Source organism: Mycobacterium sp. SMC-18 (assembly GCF_045310895.1).
Lineage (GTDB): Bacteria > Actinomycetota > Actinomycetes > Mycobacteriales > Mycobacteriaceae > Mycobacterium.
Map to the genome: position 1 here is coordinate 51,896 of NZ_JBJIAL010000009.1, position 19,443 is coordinate 71,338.

Sequence of the window (19,443 nt, forward strand, 5' to 3'; positions counted from 1 at the left end):
GGTCGGCCCGATACCGCCCTCAGACTCCTGCGCTCAGCCCCACACAAAAACCCTAAGTCGGATGCTCCGCACGCGTCGGCTCAGACGGTAAACACTGTGTGAACCATGAATTTCAGCGACGCGACCGTGCCGGCCACCGTCGGCGGCGGGGCCGCGGCGGCGCAACGTCTCGCATTATCTTCGCGACGATGGCGACAAACTCGGCGCACGAGCCATAGCGCGCAGACGGATCTTTCGCGAGTGCTTTTGCGAACACCGAATTCAACGCGGTGGGCAACCAGGAGCGGCGTGAGGTGAGCGTCGGCACCTCGTCGTGCAGGTGGGCGTACGTGATGGCGAACGTGGTGGGGCGTGGATACGGCGGCAGACCGGTCAACCACTCGAACATGGTGCACGCCAACGCATATACATCCGTTTGCGGCAACAACTGTTGAGCGGTGAGGAGTTCCGGCGCCGCGTAGGCAATCGACCCACGGACCCGGCCATTGCGGGCCAGCGGTTTTGCCTCGTCCAACAACTGTGCGATGCCGAAGTCGGTCAGGAACGCCGAGCGCCGATCGGAGCTCAGTAATATGTTGGCGGGCTTGACATCCCGATGTATCACGTCCATTTGATGCGCATAGTCCAGGGCCGAGCCGATCTGCGCCGATACCCGAACGACCGCATCCACATCCGGCTCCTCGTCCGGTCCGGGAATCAACACCGTCGACTCGGGGCCATCGACGTACTGCATGGACAGCCACAGCCGGGAGGGTTGCGCACCATCTTCGTCTGCCCCACCGCCGCCGGCCCGCAGCTCTCCGTGCTCGTACATCGCCACGATATGCGGGTGCCGCAGCCGGGAGGCGATGCTGAACTCCCGCTCGAGCCGCCAGGCCACCCGGTCATCGGCATCCCGGTTGTGAAATATCTTCAGCGCCACCGGAACCGACTCGGCGGGCCGGCGAGCCCGATACACGTCAGCGCTGCTGCCGGTGCCGACGCGGCTTTCGATGACGTAACCGGCGACCACCGCACCGATCTCGAACACCGGGCCAGGATAACTGCGAGCGCCGGATTTCTCCCGGCCAAGGAGCTCCCAGCTAGCCCTCCAACTCCCCCTCGGTCTCCAGCAGTACCTGCTTGAGCCCGTCGAGGGTCTCGGACTCCGGCTCGGCCCACATGCCGCGGCCCGCCGCCTCCAGGAGCCGCTCAGCCATGCCGTGCAGCGCCCACGGATTGGACTCGCTCATGAACTTGCGGTTCTCGGGGTCCAGCACGTAGCTCTGCGTCAGCTGCTCGTACATCCAGTCGGCCATGACGCCCGCGGTGGCGTCGTACCCGAAGAGGTAGTCGACGGTGGCCGCCATCTCGAAGGCGCCCTTGTAGCCGTGCCGGCGCATGGCCGTCATCCAGCGCGGGTTGACGACGCGGGCCCGGAACACGCGCGTGGTCTCTTCCGAGAGCGTGCGGGTGCGGACGGCGTCGGGCCGGGTGTTGTCGCCGATGTAGGCGGCGGGGTCCTTGCCGGTCAGCGCGCGGACGGTCGCGACCATGCCGCCGTGGTACTGGAAGTAGTCGTCGGAGTCGGCGATGTCGTGCTCGCGGGTGTCGGTGTTCTTGGCCGCCACCGAGATTCGCCGGTAGGCCCGGTTCATGTCGTCGGTGGCCGGGGCGCCGTCGAGGCCGCGACCGTACGCGAAGCCACCCCACGCGGTGTACACCTGGGCCAGATCGGCGTCGTCGCGCCAGTTGCGGCTGTCGATGAGCTGCAGCAGGCCGGCACCGTAGGTGCCCGGCTTCGAACCGAAAATCCTTGTGGTGGCGCGCCTCTGGTCGCCGTGGTCGGCGATGTCGACCTGCGAGTGGGCGCGGACGTAGTTGTCCTCGGCCGGCTCGTCGAGCCCGGCGACCAGCTGGACGGCGTCGTCGAGCATGGTCACCACGTGCGGGAAGGCATCCCGGAAGAAGCCGGAGATGCGGACCGTGACGTCGATGCGCGGGCGGCCCAGTTCGGCCAACGCGATCGGCTCCAGTCCGACCACGCGCCGTGACGCGTCGTCCCAGATGGGCCGAACACCCAGCAGCGCAAGCACTTCGGCGATGTCGTCACCCGCGGTGCGCATGGCCGAGGTGCCCCACACCGAGAGCCCGACGGACTCGGGCCAGCGCCCGTGGTCGGTGCGGTACCGCTCCAGCAGCGAATCCGCCATCGCCACACCGGTTTCCCACGCCAGCTTCGACGGGACGGCCTTGGGGTCGACCGAGTAGAAGTTGCGTCCCGTGGGCAGCACGTTCACCAGGCCGCGCAGCGGCGATCCTGACGGCCCGGCCGCGATGAAGCCGCCGCCGAGGGCGTGCAGGATCTGGTCGATCTCGCGGCTGGTCGCGCGCAGCCGCGGCACCACCTCGGTGGCGGCGAACCGCAGCACCTTGGCGACCTCGGCGTTGTCGGTGATGCCGTCGACGGTGGCAGCGTCCCAGCCCGACTTCTGCAGTGCCGCAACCAGTTCGCGGGCCCGGCCTTCGGCGGCGTCGACGGCATCCCGCTCGGCAGAGCCGTCTTCAGCGAGCCCCAGGGCTTCACGCAGCCCCGGCACGGACTGCTCGCCGCCGAACAGCTGGCGGGCCCGCAGGATGGCCAGCACCAGGTCCAGTTCGGCCTCGCCGTCGGGCGCCTGGCCCAGGATGTGCAGGCCGTCGCGGATCTGGACGTCCTTGATCTCGCACAGCCAGCCGTCGACGTGCAGCAGCATGTCGTCGAACACGTCCTCGTCCGGCCGGTCCTCGAGCCCGAGGTCGTGGTCCATCTTGGCGGCGCGCATCAGGGTCCAGATCTGCTGACGGATGGCCGGCAGCTTGCCGGGATCGAGCGCCGAGATGGTCGAGTGCTCGTCGAGCAGTTGTTCCAGGCGGGCGATATCGCCGTAGGTCTCGGCGCGGGCCATCGGCGGGATCAGATGGTCGACCAGGACGGCATGCGCGCGGCGCTTGGCCTGCGTGCCCTCACCCGGATCGTTGACCAGGAAGGGATAGACCAGCGGCAGGTCGCCGAGCGCGGCGTCGGTGCCACATGCGGCGGACATGCCGAGGGTCTTGCCGGGCAGCCATTCCAGGTTGCCGTGCTTGCCCAGGTGGATCATCACGTCGGCACCGAAGTGCTTGTTGATCCAGTGGTAGGCGGCCAGGTAGTGGTGGCTCGGCGGCAGGTCGGGGTCGTGGTAGATCGCGACGGGGTTCTCACCGAAGCCGCGGGGCGGCTGGACGATGAGCACGATGTTGTCGGAAACCATTGCGGCGATGACGATCTCACCGTCGGGGTCCTGTGAGCGGTCGACGAACAGGTCGCCCGGCGCCTCGCCCCAGTGTTCGGTGACGGCATCGGTGAGTTCGGCGGGCAGCGTGGCGAACCAGGCCCGGTAGTCCTTGGCAGAGACGCGCACCGGGTTGGCTTCGAGCGCTTCGGTGCTGAGCCAGTCGGGGTCCTGGCCGCCGCGCTCGATCATCGCGTGGATGAGGGCGTCACCATCTTCGGCGTCGACGCCGGGGATGTCACCGATGCGGTAGCCGGCGTCGCGCATGGCCCGCAGCAGCGCGACGGCGCTGGCCGGCGTGTCGAGGCCGACGGCGTTGCCGATGCGGGCGTGCTTGGTCGGGTACGCCGAGAACACCAGCGCGACGCGCTTGTCGGCCGGGGCGATGTGCTTCAGCCGGGCATGCCGGACGGCCAGCCGCGCGACGCGCTCGCAGCGCTCGGGGTCAGCGACATACGAGATCAGGCCTTCGCTGTCGATCTCCTTGAACGAGAACGGCACGGTGATGATCCGGCCGTCGAACTCCGGCACCGCCACCTGTGACGCCACGTCGAGCGGCGTCAGGCCGTCGTCGTTCTCGTCCCACTGGGCACGCGAGCTGGTCAGGCACAGACCCTGCAGGATCGGGATGTCGAGCGCCGCCAGGTGCGCGACGTTCCAGTTGTCGTCATCGCCGCCGGCGCTCGCGAGGGCCGGCGTCGCGCCGCCGGCCGCCAGCACCGTCGTGATGAGCGCGTCGGCGGTGCCCAGCAGCTCGATGAGCTCGGGCTCGGCGGTGCGCAGCGAAGCGCAGAAGATCGGCAGCGGACGGCCGCCGGCCTGCTCGATGGCGCCGCACAGCGCGTCGATGTAGGCAGTGTTGCCGGCCAGCTGCTGGGCGCGGTAGTAGAGCACCGCAATGGTCGGTCCCGCCGCATCCGTCTGGCGGTCCAGCAGCCCCCAGCTCGGCGTGGATTCGGGCTCACCGAAGCCGAACCCGGTCATCAGCGCCGTGTCCGACAGGAACGAATGGAGATTCACCAGGTTGCTGACGCCGCCGTGCGCCAGGTAGATGTGCGCCTGCAGCGCGACACCGGCCGGGACAGTCGAGTGGCTCATCAGGTCGGCGTCGGGCGTCTGCTCCCCCGACAGCACCACGGTCGGGATACCGCTGGCGACGACGGCATCGATGTCGTCCTGCCAGGTCCGATAGCCGCCCAGCACCCGGACGATCGCCAGATCCGAACCCGCGAGGAGGTCCGCCAGTTCCCCGTCGATCAACCGGGACGGGTTGGCCCACCGGTACTCGGCGCCGCTGGCGCGGGCCGTGATCAGATCGGTGTCGGACGTCGAGAGCAGCAGTACGGTCGGCACCGACTATTCGTACCCCACCGGCGATGCCGGCTGCTCCGCGGTGTCGGACGGCGCCGCGACCAGCTGGTTTCGGCCCCCGGCTTTGGCGTCGTAGACGGCCCGGTCCGCGCGGGCCAGCAGTTCGCGGGCGAAACCGCCCGCCGCGGCCCAATCCGACCGGGACATCCCGGCGAATCCGGCCGAGGCGGTCAGCGTCGTGGGCGTACCCGCTACCGGGCCCAGCCCGGCGATGCCGCTGCGCAGTTCTTCGGCGCGCCGCCTGCCGGCGCCGTCGCTGTTGTCGGGACCGCGCCACAGCGCCGCGAACTCCTCGCCGCCGACGCGAGCCACGACGACGTCCTCACCTGCGGTCGCGAGCCGCAGGTACGTGCCGATTGCCCGCAACGCATCGTCGCCCGCCGGGTGGCCGTACCGGTCGTTGAAGCCCTTGAAGTCGTCGACGTCGAGCACCATCACCGCCGCGTACCGGGTCTCCACGGCCGCGTCGAGTCCGTCAAGCGCCTCGTCGAAGGACCGCCGGTTCGCCAATCCGGTCAGCGGGTCGGTTCTGGTGAGTTCGTCGAGCTTGCGCTCATCGAGCCACGCCAGCCGCACCGATCGCTCGAGCTTGTAGGAGAACCGCATGGTCACGGCGACCATGAAGATCGACGTGCCCACGGTGAGCAACCTGTTGCTGGTCCACGGGAACACCCACAGCTCCAGCGCCGACACGAACAGCAGGATCGCCAGCACCGAAGGGGCCAGCAGCCGGAACCGGATCTTCACCACGCACAGGCTCAGCAGCACCGCCGTGGGCATCAGGTACGGGACGACGTCGTAGCCCTGCGGCAGCTGGACCACCCGCTCGTACATCTGGGCACTGGTGATGACGCCGACGGCCGCGATGTACGTGGGAGCGGAGAACCGGTAGAGCCGCGGCACCAACGCGGTCAGGGCAGCCAGCGTCGCCATCGGCATGATCCCGTAGACCAGCGTGTACACACCGAGTGCCTGCGATTCGGGCGGCATCTTGAGCACGGTCTTGTACGACGACAGCATCGCGAGGCACACCGCGTCCAAGCCCAGCATGATCGCGGCCCGCGAGATGCGCCCCTGCCGGTCGTACACCTTCCGGAACTCTGCTTCCTGCTCGTGCGTGGGCGCGGGCTGCAGTTCGGCTACAGCCGGGGCCGGGGCCGTCGAGCGACGGGGGCCGCGGTGCCTGTCGCGGCTCGGCATGACGGGCAGCTGCGGGTCCGCGACGGCGAGCCGGTCCCGGCCCTCACGCTTGGCCCGGTACAGGGCGGAGTCCGCGCGGCGGAGCAGTTCGACGGCGTTGATGGTGGCCGCGCCGGGTTCCGGATCGTGCGCCAGGCCGGCCGACGCGGTGACGACGCGCCCGTCGGCGTCGTGAGCGATCGCGAGTGCGGAGATTCCGGACCGGATCTCCTCGGCGCGGGTGGCCATCGTGGCCGGGTCGGCCGCACACCACACCGCGACGAACTCCTCACCACCGAGGCGGGCGCAGAACTCGTCCACACCGGTCAAGGAGTCGCCCAGATAGGCGCCGACCCGCCGCAGGCAGTCATCACCGGCCAGGTGACCGTTGCGGTCGTTGAAGCCCTTGAAGTCGTCGACGTCGAGCACCATCACGGCCAGGCTGCCGCCGGTGCGCTGCGCGGCCCGCGCCACCTCCGTGAGCTGCTCGTCGAAGTAGCGCCGGTTCGGCACTCCGGTCAGCGCGTCGGTGCGGGTGAGGCGAGCCAGCGTGCGGGCCCGCAGCCAGCCGGTTCGGGTCGACCGTTCGAGCTCGTAGGCAGCGCTGAGCGCCACGGTCACCATCCCGATCAAGGCGACGATGTCGAACATTTCGTTGCTCGTGGGCTCGAACGCCGAGAGCTCGGTCGCCACGATGCCGGCGAGCCCGGCGAGAATCGCCGGGGCCAGCAGCACGAAGCGGATCTGCACGACGATGAGGCTCATCAAGATCGCCACGGGCATGGCCAGCGGCACGACGTCCAGCCCGTGCCGGATGCACGCGATGCGCAGCACCATGAAGCAGGCGACGTCGATATACACCGATGCGATGTAGAGCAACGAGGACCACCGCTGCAGTGGGCTGTGGTCTCCACTGAGCCAGCGCAGCACCATGGGCACGACGACGGCCACCAACAAAGAACGGCCCAGTGGCATCACTTCGGGCGGCACCCGCAGCAGCGTGTGATGAAAAGCGATACCCGCGGTGATGACGATCAGCAGGACGGCCCACATCTCGTGGCGGGCCTTGCGGCCCGACTGACCGAAGGTCAGTTGGAACTCGGACTCAAGGGGTTCGCTGAATCGAACCCCGTTGACCATCGCCGACCACATGGACTGCGCCTCCCCTGTCGCGACGGGCCACTTGGCCAGCAGCCTAACGTCACGGCCTGCGCCGATCAGACCGAACCGGGGTGCGGAAAAAGCAACGGCGGGCGGGTTGCTGTGCAACCCGCCCGCCGGCGGTCTCATCTACCTCGCTGTGGTCAGCGCTGGTTGGTCTCCCACCGCTGGTACCACGTCTTGCCCTGGTAGGGCAGGCCCGCGGCCACGATGAGAGCGAAGACGCCACCAACGTACAGAGCGAAATCGGACATTGCGTCCCTCCTTAGGTCATCCGAATGCGATGTAGCAAGCGGAAGTTCGCGTTCAACGGTACGGGCCGATGCCCTGATTACAAGGGACTTGTAAGGCACGGAACAGCCCGGAAACGGCAGTGGCCCACTTCACAATTTGCGGCACAACGTAACGTGGACAAGGTGATTCGCAGCCGTGACGACGACGCCTGCCCGGGCGCCCTGCAGGTGCACCAGGCGGCCGACGGTGACCTGGCCCGCATCCGCCTGGCCGGCGGCATGATCACTGCTGCACAGCTGGAGGCGCTGGCCCTCGCGGCGCCCGAATTCGGCTCGCCGGCAATGGAACTGACCTCGCGCGGCAACATCCAGGTGCGCGGAATCCACGATGCCGCGGGGCTGGCCGCGGCGGTCCAGGCGGCGGGCCTGCTGCCCTCGGCCACTCACGAACGCGTCCGCAACATCGTGGCGTCCCCGCTGTCGGGCCGCAGCGGCGGGCTGGGCGACGTCCGCGCCGTCGTGCGCGACCTCGATTCCGGCCTGCAAAACCGCCCTGACCTGGCCGAACTGCCCGGCAGGTTCTGGTTCGGCGTCGACGACGGCCGCGGTGACATCTCGGGCCTGGCGCCCGACGTGAGCACCCATCTGGTCTCTGCCGAGACGGCCGCCGTACTGGTGGCGGGCCGCGACACCGGGGTGCGGATCGCCGCCACGCAGGCCTCGGAGACCCTGCTGAACCTGGCCCACAGCTTCCAGAACATTCGCGGGAATCGTTGGCGAACAAGCGAATTGGAGCACGCTGACGTCCTCCTGGACGCGGCCGGGCTGAACCCGACCGAGCCGGCGGGCGCGACCTGGGCGCCCGTCGACGTTCCGCCGGTCGGCTGGATCACCCAGGACGACGGCCGGATCACATTGGGTGCCGCCGTCCCGTTGGGTGTGCTGCGGGCCCGCACCGCCGAGTTTGTGGCCGCCATCACCGCTCCCGTGGTGGTCACACCATGGCGCTCGTTACTCATCTGTGACCTCGAAGAGGGCATCGCCGACACCTCCCTGCGGGTGCTGGCGCCCATGGGCCTGATCTTCGACGAGCACTCCCCCTGGCTGTCGATCAGCTCCTGCACCGGCAGCCCCGGGTGCGCCAAGTCACTGACCGACGTGCGCAGTGACGCGGCCGCCGCGGCGGAGTCGGGCGAGCCCGGCGGCCGCCGGCATTTCGTCGGCTGCGAGCGCGCGTGCGGCAGCCCGTCCGTCGGTGAGGTGCTGGTGGCGACCAACTCGGGGTACGAACCGCGCCACCCGTAGGGTTATCGCGTGCTCGACTACGTCCGCGACGCTGCGGAGATCTACCGACAGTCGTTCGCGACCATCCGCGCCGAGGCGGATCTGGCGCGATTTCCCGACGACGTCTCGCGCGTCGTCGTCCGTCTGATCCACACCTGCGGCCAGGTCGACGTCACCGAGCACGTCGCCTACACCGACGACGTGGTGACCCGCACGCATGCCGCGCTGGCCGCCGGGGCGCCGATCCTGTGCGATTCGTCGATGGTGGCTGCGGGCATCACGCGCTCACGCCTGCCCGCGAACAACGACGTGGTGTCGCTGGTCGCCGACCCGGGCGCACCCGCGATGGCCGCGAAACTCGGCAGCACCCGGTCCGCGGCGGCCGTCGATCTGTGGGCCGACCGGCTCGGGGGCGCCGTGCTGGCCATCGGCAACGCGCCGACGGCCTTGTTCCGGTTGCTCGAGCTGCTGGACGAGGGCGCGCCGGTGCCCGCCGCGGTGCTGGGCGGCCCCGTGGGCTTCGTCGGCTCGGCGCAGTCGAAGGACGAACTGATCGCGCGACCGCGCGGCATGGACTATCTGGTGGTGACGGGGCGGCGTGGCGGTAGTGCCATGGCTGCCGCCGCGGTGAACGCGATTGCGAGTGAACGCGAGTGAGGCTCGCCGAACGAGCAGAAGGTGGACGATGACAACGGGAACTCTCTTCGGCGTCGGCCTCGGTCCGGGCGACCCGGAATTGGTGACGGTCAAGGCCGCGCGTGTGATCGGCGAGGCCGACGTGGTGGCGTACCACAGTGCGCGCCACGGCCACAGCATCGCGCGCCGCATCGCCGAGCCGTATCTGCGCCCCGGCCAGATCGAGGAGCACCTCGTCTACCCGGTGACGACCGAGACCACGTCGCATCCGGGCGGGTACGACGGCGCCATCGAGGACTTCTACGCCGAGGCCGCCGAGCGCATCGCCACCCACCTGGCCGCGGGCCGCAACGTGGCGCTGCTGGCCGAGGGCGACCCGCTGTTCTACAGCTCCTACATGCACATGCACACGCGGCTCACCGAACGGTTCCACGCCGTCATCGTGCCGGGCGTGACGTCCGTCAGTGCCGCGTCGGCGGCCATCTCGACGCCGCTGGTGCAGGGCGAGCAGGTGCTCACCATCCTGCCCGGCACGCTGCCGGCCGGCGAGCTGCAACGCCGCCTCGCCGACACCGACGCCGCCGTCGTGATGAAGTTGGGCCGCTCGTACCCGGCTGTGCGGCAGGCGCTTTCATCGGCCGGACGGCTGGATGAGGCGTTCTACGTCGAGCGCGCGAGCACCGAGGCGCAGCGGGTGCTGCCGGCCGCCGACGTCGACGAGACGACGGTGCCGTACTTCTCCATCGCGATCCTTCCGGGCGGACAACGTGCGGCCCGCACTGGCGGCAGTGTTGTCGTGGTCGGCCTGGGCCCGGGCGATCCGGAGTGGACGACGACGCAGACCCGCCGCGAGCTGGCGGCCGCCACCGACCTGATCGGCTACGGACCGTACCTGGACCGCGTCCCGGATCGTCCCGGCCAGCAGCGGCACCCGAGCGACAACACCGACGAACGTGCCCGCGCCGAACTGGCCTGCAGGCTGGCCCAGCAGGGCCGGACCGTCGCCGTGGTGTCCTCCGGTGACCCCGGCGTGTTCGCGATGGCGACCGCGGTGCTCGAGGAGGCCCAGCAGTGGCCGGGCGTCCAGGTCCGGGTGGTCCCGGCGATGACCGCCGCGCAGGCCGTGGCCAGCCGCGTCGGTGCCCCGCTCGGCCATGACTACGTGGTGATCTCGCTGTCCGACCGGCTCAAGCCCTGGGACATCATCGCCCAGCGCGTCACCGCGGCCGCCCGCGCCGACTTCGTGCTCGCGATCTACAACCCGGCCTCGAAGACCCGCACCTGGCAGGTGGCCGCGATGCAGGATCTGCTGCTGGAGTACCGCGACCCGAACACGCCGGTGATCATCGGTCGCGACGTGGCCGGGCCGAACGAAACCGTGCGCGTGGTGCGCCTGGCCGACCTCAAGCCGGCCGAGATCGACATGCGCTGCCTGCTGATCGTCGGCTCGTCGCAGACGGTGTGGCACAGCACCCCCGAGGGCGACCGGGTGTTCACCCCGCGGTATTACCCCCACTGATTCGATTGGGCCACTAGGGTTTCCGGACATGAGCGAAAGCCCTCGAGTCACGCGCCTGGTCATGTACAAGCACGGCATGGCGCTGGTCGAACGCAGTGGCCCGGTCGACGGTGATTTCGCCCTGACGTTCCGCCACGCCCAGATGAAGGACGTGCTCAAGTCGCTGTCAGTGGTGGGTACCGGTACCGACCTGGCGGTCGGCGCGGTCTCGTTCGACACCCCCACCGACCCGCACAGCCAACTGGGTGGCCGCGGGGTGCAGATCGAGTCCGGCAACGCGCTGCGCGGACTGTTCGACGGCCTGCGCGGCCGCACCGTCGAAGTCGACTGCGGCGCCACGCGCCATCGGGGCGAGGTGATCGGCGTCGACGAATCGGCGAAGTACCGCCAGGTGCTGGTCCTGCGCACCGACGCGGGGTCGGTCAGCCTGATCGAACTGGCCGACGTCGCTGCCGTCACGCTGGCGGAGGAACCATCGCGCGACAACCTCGAGTACCTGCTGGACCGGTCCCGCGCGCTGACCGCGGGCCAGAATTGCCAACTGGGCGTACAGGTTCGGGGCAGCGGGACCGTCCAGGTGTCCTACGTGGTGCCGGCGCCGCTGTGGCGGCTGTCGTACCGGCTGGTGCGCGATGGTGACGGCCTGGTGTTGACCGCGATGGGCATCGTGCACAACCCCGTCGACGAGGACCTCACCGACATCGCGTTGACGCTGACCACCGGCGAACCGGTCTCCTTCGACATCGACCTGTACGAGAGCAAGCACGCGTATCGGGAGGTCGTCGAGGAAAGCCGCCGCGGTGCGGTGCCCGTGGCCGCCGCCGCGAAAACCCGGTCGCCGGCTGAGGTATCGGCGGCGATGGCGATGCCCGCACCTGCCGGCGCCGGGTTTTTCGATGCGTATGCCGACGCCGTCGACGATGTCGAAACCGCCGATCGCGGTGAGTATTTCGAGTACCGGCTGAGTACCCCGGTGTCACTCAAACGCGGCGGCGCGTCGATGATTCCCCTGGCGGTACAGGCCGTGGACGGCGTCCGGCGCGAACTGGTCTGGACCGGCCATGACCGCTCCCCCGAGATCGTCCTCGTCTTCACCAACACCGCGGGCATCGTGCTCGAGGAAGGCCCCGCCGTCATCTACGAGCAGGATGCCTACGCCGGCGAAGCGATGGTGCCCTTCACCGCCCGCGACGCGAAGGTGCGGCTGCCGTTCGCGAAAGACCTTGCGGTGCGGTGCCGGCACACCTCGACCGTCAGCGACGTCACCGCCCGCGTGCGCCTGGCCCGCGCCGCGCTGGTCCACGAGCAGCGGCGCGAGCGACTCCATACCCTGCGGGTCGAGAACGACCATGCCGAACCGGTCGAGGTGATCTTCGAGATCGTCCGTTTTCAGGGACACCGCGTGGAAGCGCGGGACAACGTCACCGCGATCGCCGACGACGGGACCAACCACCGGATCACGGTCACCGCGGCCGGCCACGGCGCCGTCGAAGCCACGGTGCTGGAAAGCTGGCCGCTGTCCAGCGAGATCGACTACGAGCACCTCGCGCCGGGTCAACTCGAAGAATGGCTGGCCGACCGGTCCCTCGACGCCGCCACCATCACCGCGCTCGGCGAAGTCCTGGACAAGTGGGCGACCGCCGAGCGGCTGGAGTCGGGCGCCGAGCAGGTCGAGGCCGCGCGCTCGGGTGACTACGAGGCGCAGAGCCGAATCTCCGAGCAGCTCAACGTCCTCGGCACCGACGGCCCCGAAGGCGAGCTACGGCGCCGGCTCATCGTGGACCTCGAGGCGCTGCGGGACCGCAGCACCGCGCAGGGCGAGAAGGTCCGTCAGCTCCGCGACGACGCGGAAGCGCACCGGCGGGCCGCCTGGGACGAACTCCAGCGGCTCATCGACGCGCCCTGACCCACGCTTCGGCTTCGTCGACGCTGGCGGCTGTCGCCACGCCGCCGGGCAGCGCCGGCCGGTCCACCATGATCACCGGAACATTCAGCGCCGCAGCGGCATCCAGCTTCGCGCGCGTCATGCCGCCACCGCTGTTCTTCGTGACCAGGGCATCGATGCGGTGGTCACGCAGCAGCGCCAGCTCGTTGTCGTAGTCGTACGGGCCGCGGGACAACAGGATGTGGTGCTGCGGCGGCAGCGTATCGGCGTCCGGCGGCGTGACGGCACGGATCAGGAACCAGGCGTCCGACGCGCGGAAGGCCGTCGTGCCCGAACGTCCCGTGGTGAGGAAGACCCGTTGGTAGCCACGGTCTTTGACGGTCTGCGCGGCCTGCCGGTCATCGGCGACGACGATGGCGTCACCGTGCGGCCACGCCGGCCGCGCCAGGACCAGATGCGGCAGCCGCAGGCTTGCGCAGGCCTGGGCGGCGTTGGCGGTGATGGTGGCGGCGAACGGGTGCGTGGCGTCGACGACGGCGGTGATCTCGTTGTCCTGCAGGTAGGTCCGCAGGCCGTCGACGCCACCGAAGCCACCGATCCGCACCGGGCCGACCGGCAGCGCCGGGTCGGGGACGCGACCGGCCAGGGAACTGATCAGCTCGATGCCGGGGTGCAGCCGCTTGGCCAATGCCCGCGCCTCCGACGTCCCGCCCAGGAGCAGCAGCTTCACCGGTCACCTTCCCAGTGCCCGCGACACGGACGTTCCGCCCGCGACACGCCGTCGGCGGCGTGCCGAACGTCTACCTCGCGGGTTGTTGCCAGTGGCGGCTCCGCCATCAATGTGTCGCCCCGCGGCGCCGGCCGCTCGAATACAGGTAGCTGTCGGTGAACCCCTGGGCACCCAGCGCGTCGCCGACGAAGATCACCGCGGTCTTGGTGATGCCCGCCGCTTTGGTCCGCTCGGCCAGCTCGGAAAGGGTGCAGGTGATGACCTGCTCGCTCGGCCAACTGACGAAAGCCACCACCGCGCAGGGGGTTTCGGGGCAGTACCCACCCTCGAGCAGCTGGGGAACGATGTTGTCGATCTGCGCAGCCGCCAGGTGCAGCACCAACGTGGCACCGGGCTTGGACAGGGTCACCAAATCCTCGCCGTGCGGCATCGCGGTCGACAGCGTCGCGACCCGGGACAGGGTGACGGTCTGGGCCACGCCGGGCACCGTCAGCTCTCGCCCGAGTGCCGCGGCGGCAGCGGCGAAAGCCGGTACACCGGGCACGATTTCGTAGTCGATACCGAGCTCGTCCAGACGGCGGCACTGTTCGGCCGCCGCGCTGTAGATCGACGGATCCCCCGAGTGCAGGCGCGCCACGTCGAGTCCGGCTTCGTGTGCGGCGACCAACTCGCCGATGATCTGCTCCAGGTTGAGCGGACCGGTGTCGACGATGCGCGCGTCGGGCGGGCATTCCGCCAGCAGGTCGTCGGGCATGATCGAGCCGGCGTACAGACACACCCGACACGACCGCAGCAGCCGCTGCCCGCGCACGGTGATGAGATCGGCGGCGCCGGGTCCCGCGCCGATGAAGTACACCGTCATTTCTTGACCACCGTCCACTGGGTTATCGGCAATGCCGGGCGCCAACCGGTGAAGCCACCGAGCGGTTCGCCGTGATAGTGCTGGAAGCGGCGCAGTTCGCCGCCCAGTTCCGAATAGAGCTGCACCACAAAGGCTTCCGACTCTGCCGTCACCGCGTTGGCGACCAGCCGGCCGCCGGATTCGAGCGCGTCGAAGCAGGCGTCGAACAGCCCCGGTTGGGTGAGGCCACCACCGATGAAGATGGTGTCCGGGCCGGCCACATCCTGGAATCCTTCCGGCGCCGCGCCGCGCACGTCCACGGTGACGCCGAACTTGGTGACGTTATTGACGATCCGCTCGCGGCGCACCTCGTCGCGCTCGAACGCGACGGCCCGGCCGCCCGACGCGCGACACCATTCGATCGCGATGCTGCCCGACCCCGAGCCGATGTCCCACAGCACGCGGCCGGGGCGCGGCTGCAACGCGGTCAGCGCCAGCGCCCGAATGGTCTGTTTGGTGATCTGCCCGTCGTGATCGAAGGCCGTGTCCGCCACGACCGTCCCGATGCGCAGGTCGGGTGCGTACCGCACGGCAATGACATTGAGCGCGTCGACGTGCGGGTCACTGGCGTCCCACTCCCCTGCCGTCATCGTGGTGATGCGTTCGGCCGGGCCGCCGAGCTGTTCCAAAACCGTGAACTCCGATTGGCCACGACGGGTTTCGGTGAGCAGCCGGGCCAACGCTCGCGGCGTGTCGGCTCCTTTGGACAACACCACCGCGCGACCACCGGGGCGGATGGCGGTGTGCGGTGCGGCGTTGACGAGGCTGATCACCTCGGTGTCTTGCACACTCCAGCCCAGTCGCGCGCACGCCAGCGTCACCGAGGACACGTGCGGCAGCACCGTCACACGGTCCCGGCCGAACAGCCGGATCAGCGTGGCGCCGATGCCGTGCAGCATCGGGTCGCCGGACGCCACGACGTGCACGTCCCCCAGCCCGTCGAACAACGTGGGCAGGGCCGCCAGCATCGGCGACGGCCAGGCCCGCCGCTCGGCGGTGACGTCGGCGTCCAGCAGGTCCAGCTGTCGCGGACCGCCGAAAATCACTGTCGCGCTGTGTAGTTCGCCCCGGGCGGCCTGGCCCAGTCCGGCCATCCCGTCGGCGCCGATGCCGACGACGGTGATCTTGCCTTCGTTCCCGGTCATCGGTGCCCTCTGCTCTTCGCGCAAGCGCTCATCGCGGCATCTTCCGCCAGATGGCGTTCGGCACAAAACGAGTCGCGAAGATCAGCGGGCGGATACCCCACGGCACCCAGACCGCGGCCTTGCCCTTGCGCAGCGCCGTCGCGGCAGCTTCGGCGACCTGCGCGGGCGTGCTCGACATCGGTGCCGGGTCCATGCCCTCGGTCATCCGGCCGATCACGAAGCCGGGTCGCACGATGAGCAACTGGATGCCGGTGCCGTGCAGCGCGTCGGCCAGCCCGCACGCGAAGCCGTCCAGGCCCGCCTTGGCCGAACCGTAGACGTAGTTGGCCCGGCGGACCCGTGCGCCGGCGATCGACGAGAACACCACCAGCCGTCCCCGGCCGGCGGCGCGCATGCGCTGCGTCAGCAGCGTCAGCAGGTTCACCTGGGCCACGTAGTCGGTGTGGACGACGGCCACCGCGTGCGCGGCATCGTCCTCGGCCCGGGCCTGGTCACCGAGGACGCCGAAGGCCAGGACCGCGGTACCGATGGGCCCGTGCCCGGCTTCGATCGCGCTGACCAGCGCGGCATGCGAGGTCAGGTCGTCGGCGTCGAACTCGCAGGTGTGGACCTCCGCGGCGCCGGCCGTGCGCACCGCCTGCACCTCGTCCACCAGTTGATCGGCCCGGCGCGCGGCCAGCACCACCGTGTTGCCCGGCGCCAGCCGGACGGCCAGTTCCAGGCCGATCTCACTGCGGCCGCCGAAGACGACGACCACCTCGCCGCCGGTATCCGCCGTGTCGTTCACGGCTGCGATTATCACCTGCGCTACTTTTGGTGATGATGGCGAAGGCAACGACACGGCTCACCAGTGACGCGCTGGCATTCCTCACCGAGCGTCATCTGGCGATGCTGACCACCCTGCGGTCGGACAATTCCCCGCACGTGGTGGCGGTCGGTTTCACCTTCGACCCGAAGACCCACATCGCGCGCGTCATCACCACCGGCGGTTCCCAGAAGGCCCTCAACGCCGCCCAGCGCGGTGTCGCCGTGCTGAGTCAGGTCGACGGTGCCCGGTGGCTGTCCCTCGAAGGCAAGTCGACCGTCAGCAACGACGCCGACGACGTCCGCGACGCCGAACTGCGCTACGCCCAGCGCTACCGCACGCCGCGGGTGAACCCGCGGCGCGTGGTGATCGAGGTCCGCATCGAACGCGTCCTCGGCTCCAGCGAGCTGCTGGACCGCGGCGAGGCGTAGTCCGCTTTTCAGTCTCGGCTCCGGAGACCTGCCGATTGTGGTGACGGTCCGACGCCCAGCGCAATCGCTCTGATTTCAACGGTTCCGGGTGACACGTGTGCAGGTGCCGCAGCGGATGCGGCACCGCCGGCGCGACGTGGTGTCGTGCCGTTGAGCGTCAGTGACGCTGTATCACCTTGCGGGACTGTCACTTTCGCCACCCTCGTCTCCGCTCTCCGCCGGGTAGAGCGTCGGATGCCAGTAGTGGTTGGTTCTTGGCTGGCCCACATCTAAGAGTGGTGGTGGGGTCCAGTGGATGCGGCCGTCGGGGCCCATGGTGGTGGTCCAGCCGCCGGTGTCGGCCAGGCGATTGTGGGGCCCGCAGGCCAGGGTGAGGTTGGTGATGTCGGTGGGTCCGTCATCGCGCCAGTTGGTGTTGACGTGATGGGCCTGAGAGCGCGATGCGGGGGCGGTGCAGTTGGGTTTGGTGCAGCCCAGGTCGCGGGCGAACAAAGCGAAACGTTGGGCGACAGTGGCGGTACGACGTGCTCGGCCCATGTACAGCGGTTGTTCGGTGTGGTCGTCAAAGACGACGAGGTAGTGGTCGGCTCCGGCGGCGGCCATCTGAACCAGGTCTTTGACCGGGAGTTTCGTGCCGGTGTGCGTGAGCGCCATGCCGGTGCGCTTCTCGAGGTCGGTGACGGTACAGGTGCCGATCACCGCGACAGGAAATCCGTTGTGTTCGCCGAGCATGCCGGTCTTCAGGATCATGCGGCCGACCATCTTGTACGCGTCATGGCGGCGCTGGGCGGCGGTACGGGTGTCGTTGTCGATCTGTTCCTGGGTCGGTGTACCCGAGATGCAGGGCACGGCGTCGGCGGGGTTGCACATGCCGGGGGCGGCCCATTTGTCGTAGATCGCATCCCAGTAAGCACGGGTCTCGGCGTCGATGGTGCCGCTGACCTCGGAGGTGCCATCGGAGCGCTGCTTGCCATGGTTGATGGCGCGTTTCGGGTCGGGTTCAGAGTCGTCAGGCTCGGGCCCGTCCTGATCCAGCCGATACAACAGATCAGCAGCGACTTTGCGGAGGTCCTCGGGGGTTTTGATTCGGGCATCGGCCACCAGATCCGCCTCACACTGGGCGAGAGTGACCGGGTCGGCCGCCCACAACGGCAACTTCCCGAAAAACCAGGTGATCACCTGCACATGCTCACCGTTGATCGCACCCTCACCGAGCGCGGCGGCGACCAGCTCCCACACCGGACCCAACGGCTCCCCGGTGATCGCTGACCGCGGGCCCAGATTATCCGTATCGCGGACCCGGCGGCGGGCCTCCTCCCGACTGATCCGCAACCGCACATGCAACACCTCAGGCCAATCCTTGGCCCCGATCCCCTTGGCCGCGGCCTGGGTCTGTGCCGCCGCCAGAATCTGGTGATCGACCGCCTCGGCCGCGCACTTAAGGGTTTCGCGGCGCGACTGCACCTCCAACAGCGTCCGCACGTCCAGGCCGGTGTAGTCGAGATTGTTGACCGCCACGACCGCGTCCTCGAGCGCCGCGTAGGCGGTCAGGACAGCGGCACGACCGGAAGGCATATTCGAACAATAGTTCGACTCGCCGACAATTCGGTGTGACGAAAGAGACCCTAGTTGCCCAGCGTGACCAGCGCAAACAAAGTGACCAAAGTTTTTTGGCGCACGACGACTCAGGACAAGAGCAACCTGATTGTTCGGCCAGCACTCGGTCGGCGAGATGTCCGCAGACGCGACACCGAGACTGCAGCCATCAGCAAAACCGACCACCAGACGGCCACGGTCCACAACTGCGACAACTATTCGTCATAAGATGCTCAGCGTCCCCAGACCGGCAGGAGCATCGATGGCACGCGGCACTCCGCTGGAAGACAGCGCACGCGCAGGCTCACCGCCCACCGACCGCGTCGTCAGCATCATCGAACTCCTGGCGCAGCAGTCCGAACCGAGTTCGGTGGCCTCCATCGCGTCCCGACTCGACCTCAACCGAGCGACCGTCACCTCGATCCTGCTGGCGCTGGAGCGCGCGGGTTGGGTTGTGCGCCTTGCCGATCGGAGTTACACGCTCGGACCGGGCATGCTCGGTGTCGCCGAGGCCGTGCGCAATGCCCTGCCCCTGCCGGACAACCACACCGAGGTCCTGCAGGACCTGGCACATGCCACCAAGTGTGGCGTGTCGCTGGCCATGGTCGGCACCACCGAGATGACGTTCGTCAGCGTGGTGCGCGGCGTCGGCCACATCCCGGGCGGTGTGAGTGTCGGCGTCCGCCTACCGTTGACGCCGCCGGCCGGTGCGACGGTGATCGCGCGCCGCGACGCGGCGAGCCAACAACAGTGGCTGGCCGGGGCAGCACAGGAGCAGCGCGCCGAGTTCGGCAACCTGCTCGACCAACTCCGCAGGGACGGCGTCGCGATATTCAATTTCGGCGATTCCAGCCCCGAGGTGCTGGGCGTACTGGGCGATGTCGCCGAACTGCTCTCCGAGCACCCCCGGCGCAGTGCGCTCCGGCAGCGCGTTTTCGAGACACTGGTCAGCCTCGGCGGTAAGCCTTACAGCACAGCGCAGCTCGAGTCCCCCGAGCCATTGGCCGTGAGCTATCTGAGCACCGCCGTGGACAACGCGGCCGGCCATCCCGCCTACGAGATACAGCTCGGGCCGCTGGATCCGTCGGTGAGCGCCGCCGATCGCGCGCGGTACATCCACGAATTGCGCTCGGCCGCAGCAAAGCTCAGCCAGCACTAGTCATCACCACTGCGCCACCCGCCGGTCAACCGGCGGGCACTTTCGCGACCCACTCACCGGAAATCAATGCTTGCGCGGCTGTCGCCGGGATGCTTACCATCTGCCCGTCGCCAAT

14 protein-coding genes are annotated in these 19,443 nt (G+C 69.1%); 6 read left to right on the plus strand and 8 right to left on the minus strand.

Annotation, left to right across the window (positions count from 1 at the left end; all coding sequences use genetic code 11):
* Positions 1 to 112 precede the first annotated feature (112 nt).
* From ACJH6J_RS10370 to ACJH6J_RS10380, 3 genes are read right to left on the minus strand one after another with little or no spacing between them, the layout of a single operon-like run.
* Positions 113 to 1,030: a serine/threonine-protein kinase gene (locus ACJH6J_RS10370; RefSeq protein WP_406775198.1), complete on the minus strand. Its 918-nt coding sequence runs from the start codon at positions 1,028 to 1,030 to the stop codon at positions 113 to 115.
* A 52-nt stretch (positions 1,031 to 1,082) separates the two neighbouring features.
* Complete coding sequence (cobN, locus tag ACJH6J_RS10375) at positions 1,083 to 4,646, minus strand: cobaltochelatase subunit CobN (protein ID WP_406801773.1); 3,564 nt, start codon at positions 4,644 to 4,646, stop codon at positions 1,083 to 1,085.
* A gap of 3 nt (positions 4,647 to 4,649) precedes the next feature.
* A complete protein-coding gene (locus ACJH6J_RS10380; protein WP_406775196.1) occupies positions 4,650 to 7,133 on the minus strand; it encodes a diguanylate cyclase in 2,484 nt (827 codons plus the stop codon).
* 287 nt (positions 7,134 to 7,420) lie between these two features.
* Here ACJH6J_RS10380 and cobG point away from each other — a divergent pair, with 287 nt between their 5' ends.
* Genes cobG through ACJH6J_RS10400 form a run of 4 tightly spaced genes read left to right on the plus strand, consistent with a single transcriptional unit; the run spans position 7,421 to position 12,582 of the window.
* Positions 7,421 to 8,542: a precorrin-3B synthase gene (gene cobG, locus ACJH6J_RS10385; protein WP_318986178.1), complete on the plus strand. Its 1,122-nt coding sequence runs from the start codon at positions 7,421 to 7,423 to the stop codon at positions 8,540 to 8,542.
* A 9-nt stretch (positions 8,543 to 8,551) separates the two neighbouring features.
* A complete protein-coding gene (locus ACJH6J_RS10390; RefSeq protein WP_212813894.1) occupies positions 8,552 to 9,178 on the plus strand; it encodes a precorrin-8X methylmutase in 627 nt (208 codons plus the stop codon).
* Between the two features lie 28 nt (positions 9,179 to 9,206).
* Complete coding sequence (locus ACJH6J_RS10395; protein WP_406775195.1) at positions 9,207 to 10,676, plus strand: precorrin-2 C(20)-methyltransferase; 1,470 nt, start codon at positions 9,207 to 9,209, stop codon at positions 10,674 to 10,676.
* A 28-nt stretch (positions 10,677 to 10,704) separates the two neighbouring features.
* A complete protein-coding gene (locus ACJH6J_RS10400; RefSeq protein ID WP_406801774.1) occupies positions 10,705 to 12,582 on the plus strand; it encodes a hypothetical protein in 1,878 nt (625 codons plus the stop codon).
* On the opposite strand, the gene ACJH6J_RS10405 is transcribed toward ACJH6J_RS10400, so the two are convergent.
* The 4 genes from ACJH6J_RS10405 to ACJH6J_RS10420 all read right to left on the minus strand — a co-directional run bounded on the left by ACJH6J_RS10405 (position 12,566) and on the right by ACJH6J_RS10420 (position 16,124).
* Positions 12,566 to 13,291 (minus strand): cobalt-precorrin-6A reductase, encoded by a 726-nt coding sequence (locus tag ACJH6J_RS10405; RefSeq protein ID WP_406775193.1) that lies wholly within the window; start codon positions 13,289 to 13,291, stop codon positions 12,566 to 12,568. The genes ACJH6J_RS10400 and ACJH6J_RS10405 overlap by 17 nt on opposite strands.
* A gap of 106 nt (positions 13,292 to 13,397) precedes the next feature.
* Positions 13,398 to 14,153: a precorrin-4 C(11)-methyltransferase gene (cobM, locus tag ACJH6J_RS10410; RefSeq protein WP_406775192.1), complete on the minus strand. Its 756-nt coding sequence runs from the start codon at positions 14,151 to 14,153 to the stop codon at positions 13,398 to 13,400.
* Positions 14,150 to 15,337 (minus strand): precorrin-6y C5,15-methyltransferase (decarboxylating) subunit CbiE, encoded by a 1,188-nt coding sequence (gene cbiE, locus ACJH6J_RS10415; protein WP_406775191.1) that lies wholly within the window; start codon positions 15,335 to 15,337, stop codon positions 14,150 to 14,152. The genes cobM and cbiE overlap by 4 nt, the downstream gene beginning before the upstream one ends.
* Positions 15,338 to 15,365: 28 nt before the next feature.
* A complete protein-coding gene (locus ACJH6J_RS10420; protein WP_212813883.1) occupies positions 15,366 to 16,124 on the minus strand; it encodes an SDR family NAD(P)-dependent oxidoreductase in 759 nt (252 codons plus the stop codon).
* A gap of 32 nt (positions 16,125 to 16,156) precedes the next feature.
* On the opposite strand from ACJH6J_RS10420, the gene ACJH6J_RS10425 reads away from it, so the two are divergent.
* Complete coding sequence (locus ACJH6J_RS10425) at positions 16,157 to 16,573, plus strand: F420-dependent biliverdin reductase (RefSeq protein WP_020103170.1); 417 nt, start codon at positions 16,157 to 16,159, stop codon at positions 16,571 to 16,573.
* Between the two features lie 171 nt (positions 16,574 to 16,744).
* On the opposite strand, the gene ACJH6J_RS10430 is transcribed toward ACJH6J_RS10425, so the two are convergent.
* Complete coding sequence (locus tag ACJH6J_RS10430) at positions 16,745 to 18,148, minus strand: DUF222 domain-containing protein (RefSeq protein WP_318986172.1); 1,404 nt, start codon at positions 18,146 to 18,148, stop codon at positions 16,745 to 16,747.
* 283 nt (positions 18,149 to 18,431) lie between these two features.
* Here ACJH6J_RS10430 and ACJH6J_RS10435 point away from each other — a divergent pair, with 283 nt between their 5' ends.
* Positions 18,432 to 19,328 (plus strand): IclR family transcriptional regulator, encoded by an 897-nt coding sequence (locus tag ACJH6J_RS10435; protein WP_406775190.1) that lies wholly within the window; start codon positions 18,432 to 18,434, stop codon positions 19,326 to 19,328.
* Positions 19,329 to 19,443 lie beyond the last annotated feature (115 nt).

Coding starts and splice junctions, on each gene's coding strand:
- ACJH6J_RS10380 (WP_406775196.1), bottom strand. CDS start 7,133: ATGAGACCGCCGGCGGGCGGGTTGCACAGCAACCCGCCCGCCGTTGCT.
- ACJH6J_RS10395 (WP_406775195.1), top strand. CDS start 9,207: ATGACAACGGGAACTCTCTTCGGCGTCGGCCTCGGTCCGGGCGACCCG.
- ACJH6J_RS10430 (WP_318986172.1), bottom strand. CDS start 18,148: ATGCCTTCCGGTCGTGCCGCTGTCCTGACCGCCTACGCGGCGCTCGAG.
- ACJH6J_RS10435 (WP_406775190.1), top strand. CDS start 18,432: ATGGCACGCGGCACTCCGCTGGAAGACAGCGCACGCGCAGGCTCACCG.
- ACJH6J_RS10400 (WP_406801774.1), top strand. CDS start 10,705: ATGAGCGAAAGCCCTCGAGTCACGCGCCTGGTCATGTACAAGCACGGC.
- cbiE (WP_406775191.1), bottom strand. CDS start 15,337: ATGACCGGGAACGAAGGCAAGATCACCGTCGTCGGCATCGGCGCCGAC.
- cobM (WP_406775192.1), bottom strand. CDS start 14,153: ATGACGGTGTACTTCATCGGCGCGGGACCCGGCGCCGCCGATCTCATC.
- ACJH6J_RS10425 (WP_020103170.1), top strand. CDS start 16,157: ATGATGGCGAAGGCAACGACACGGCTCACCAGTGACGCGCTGGCATTC.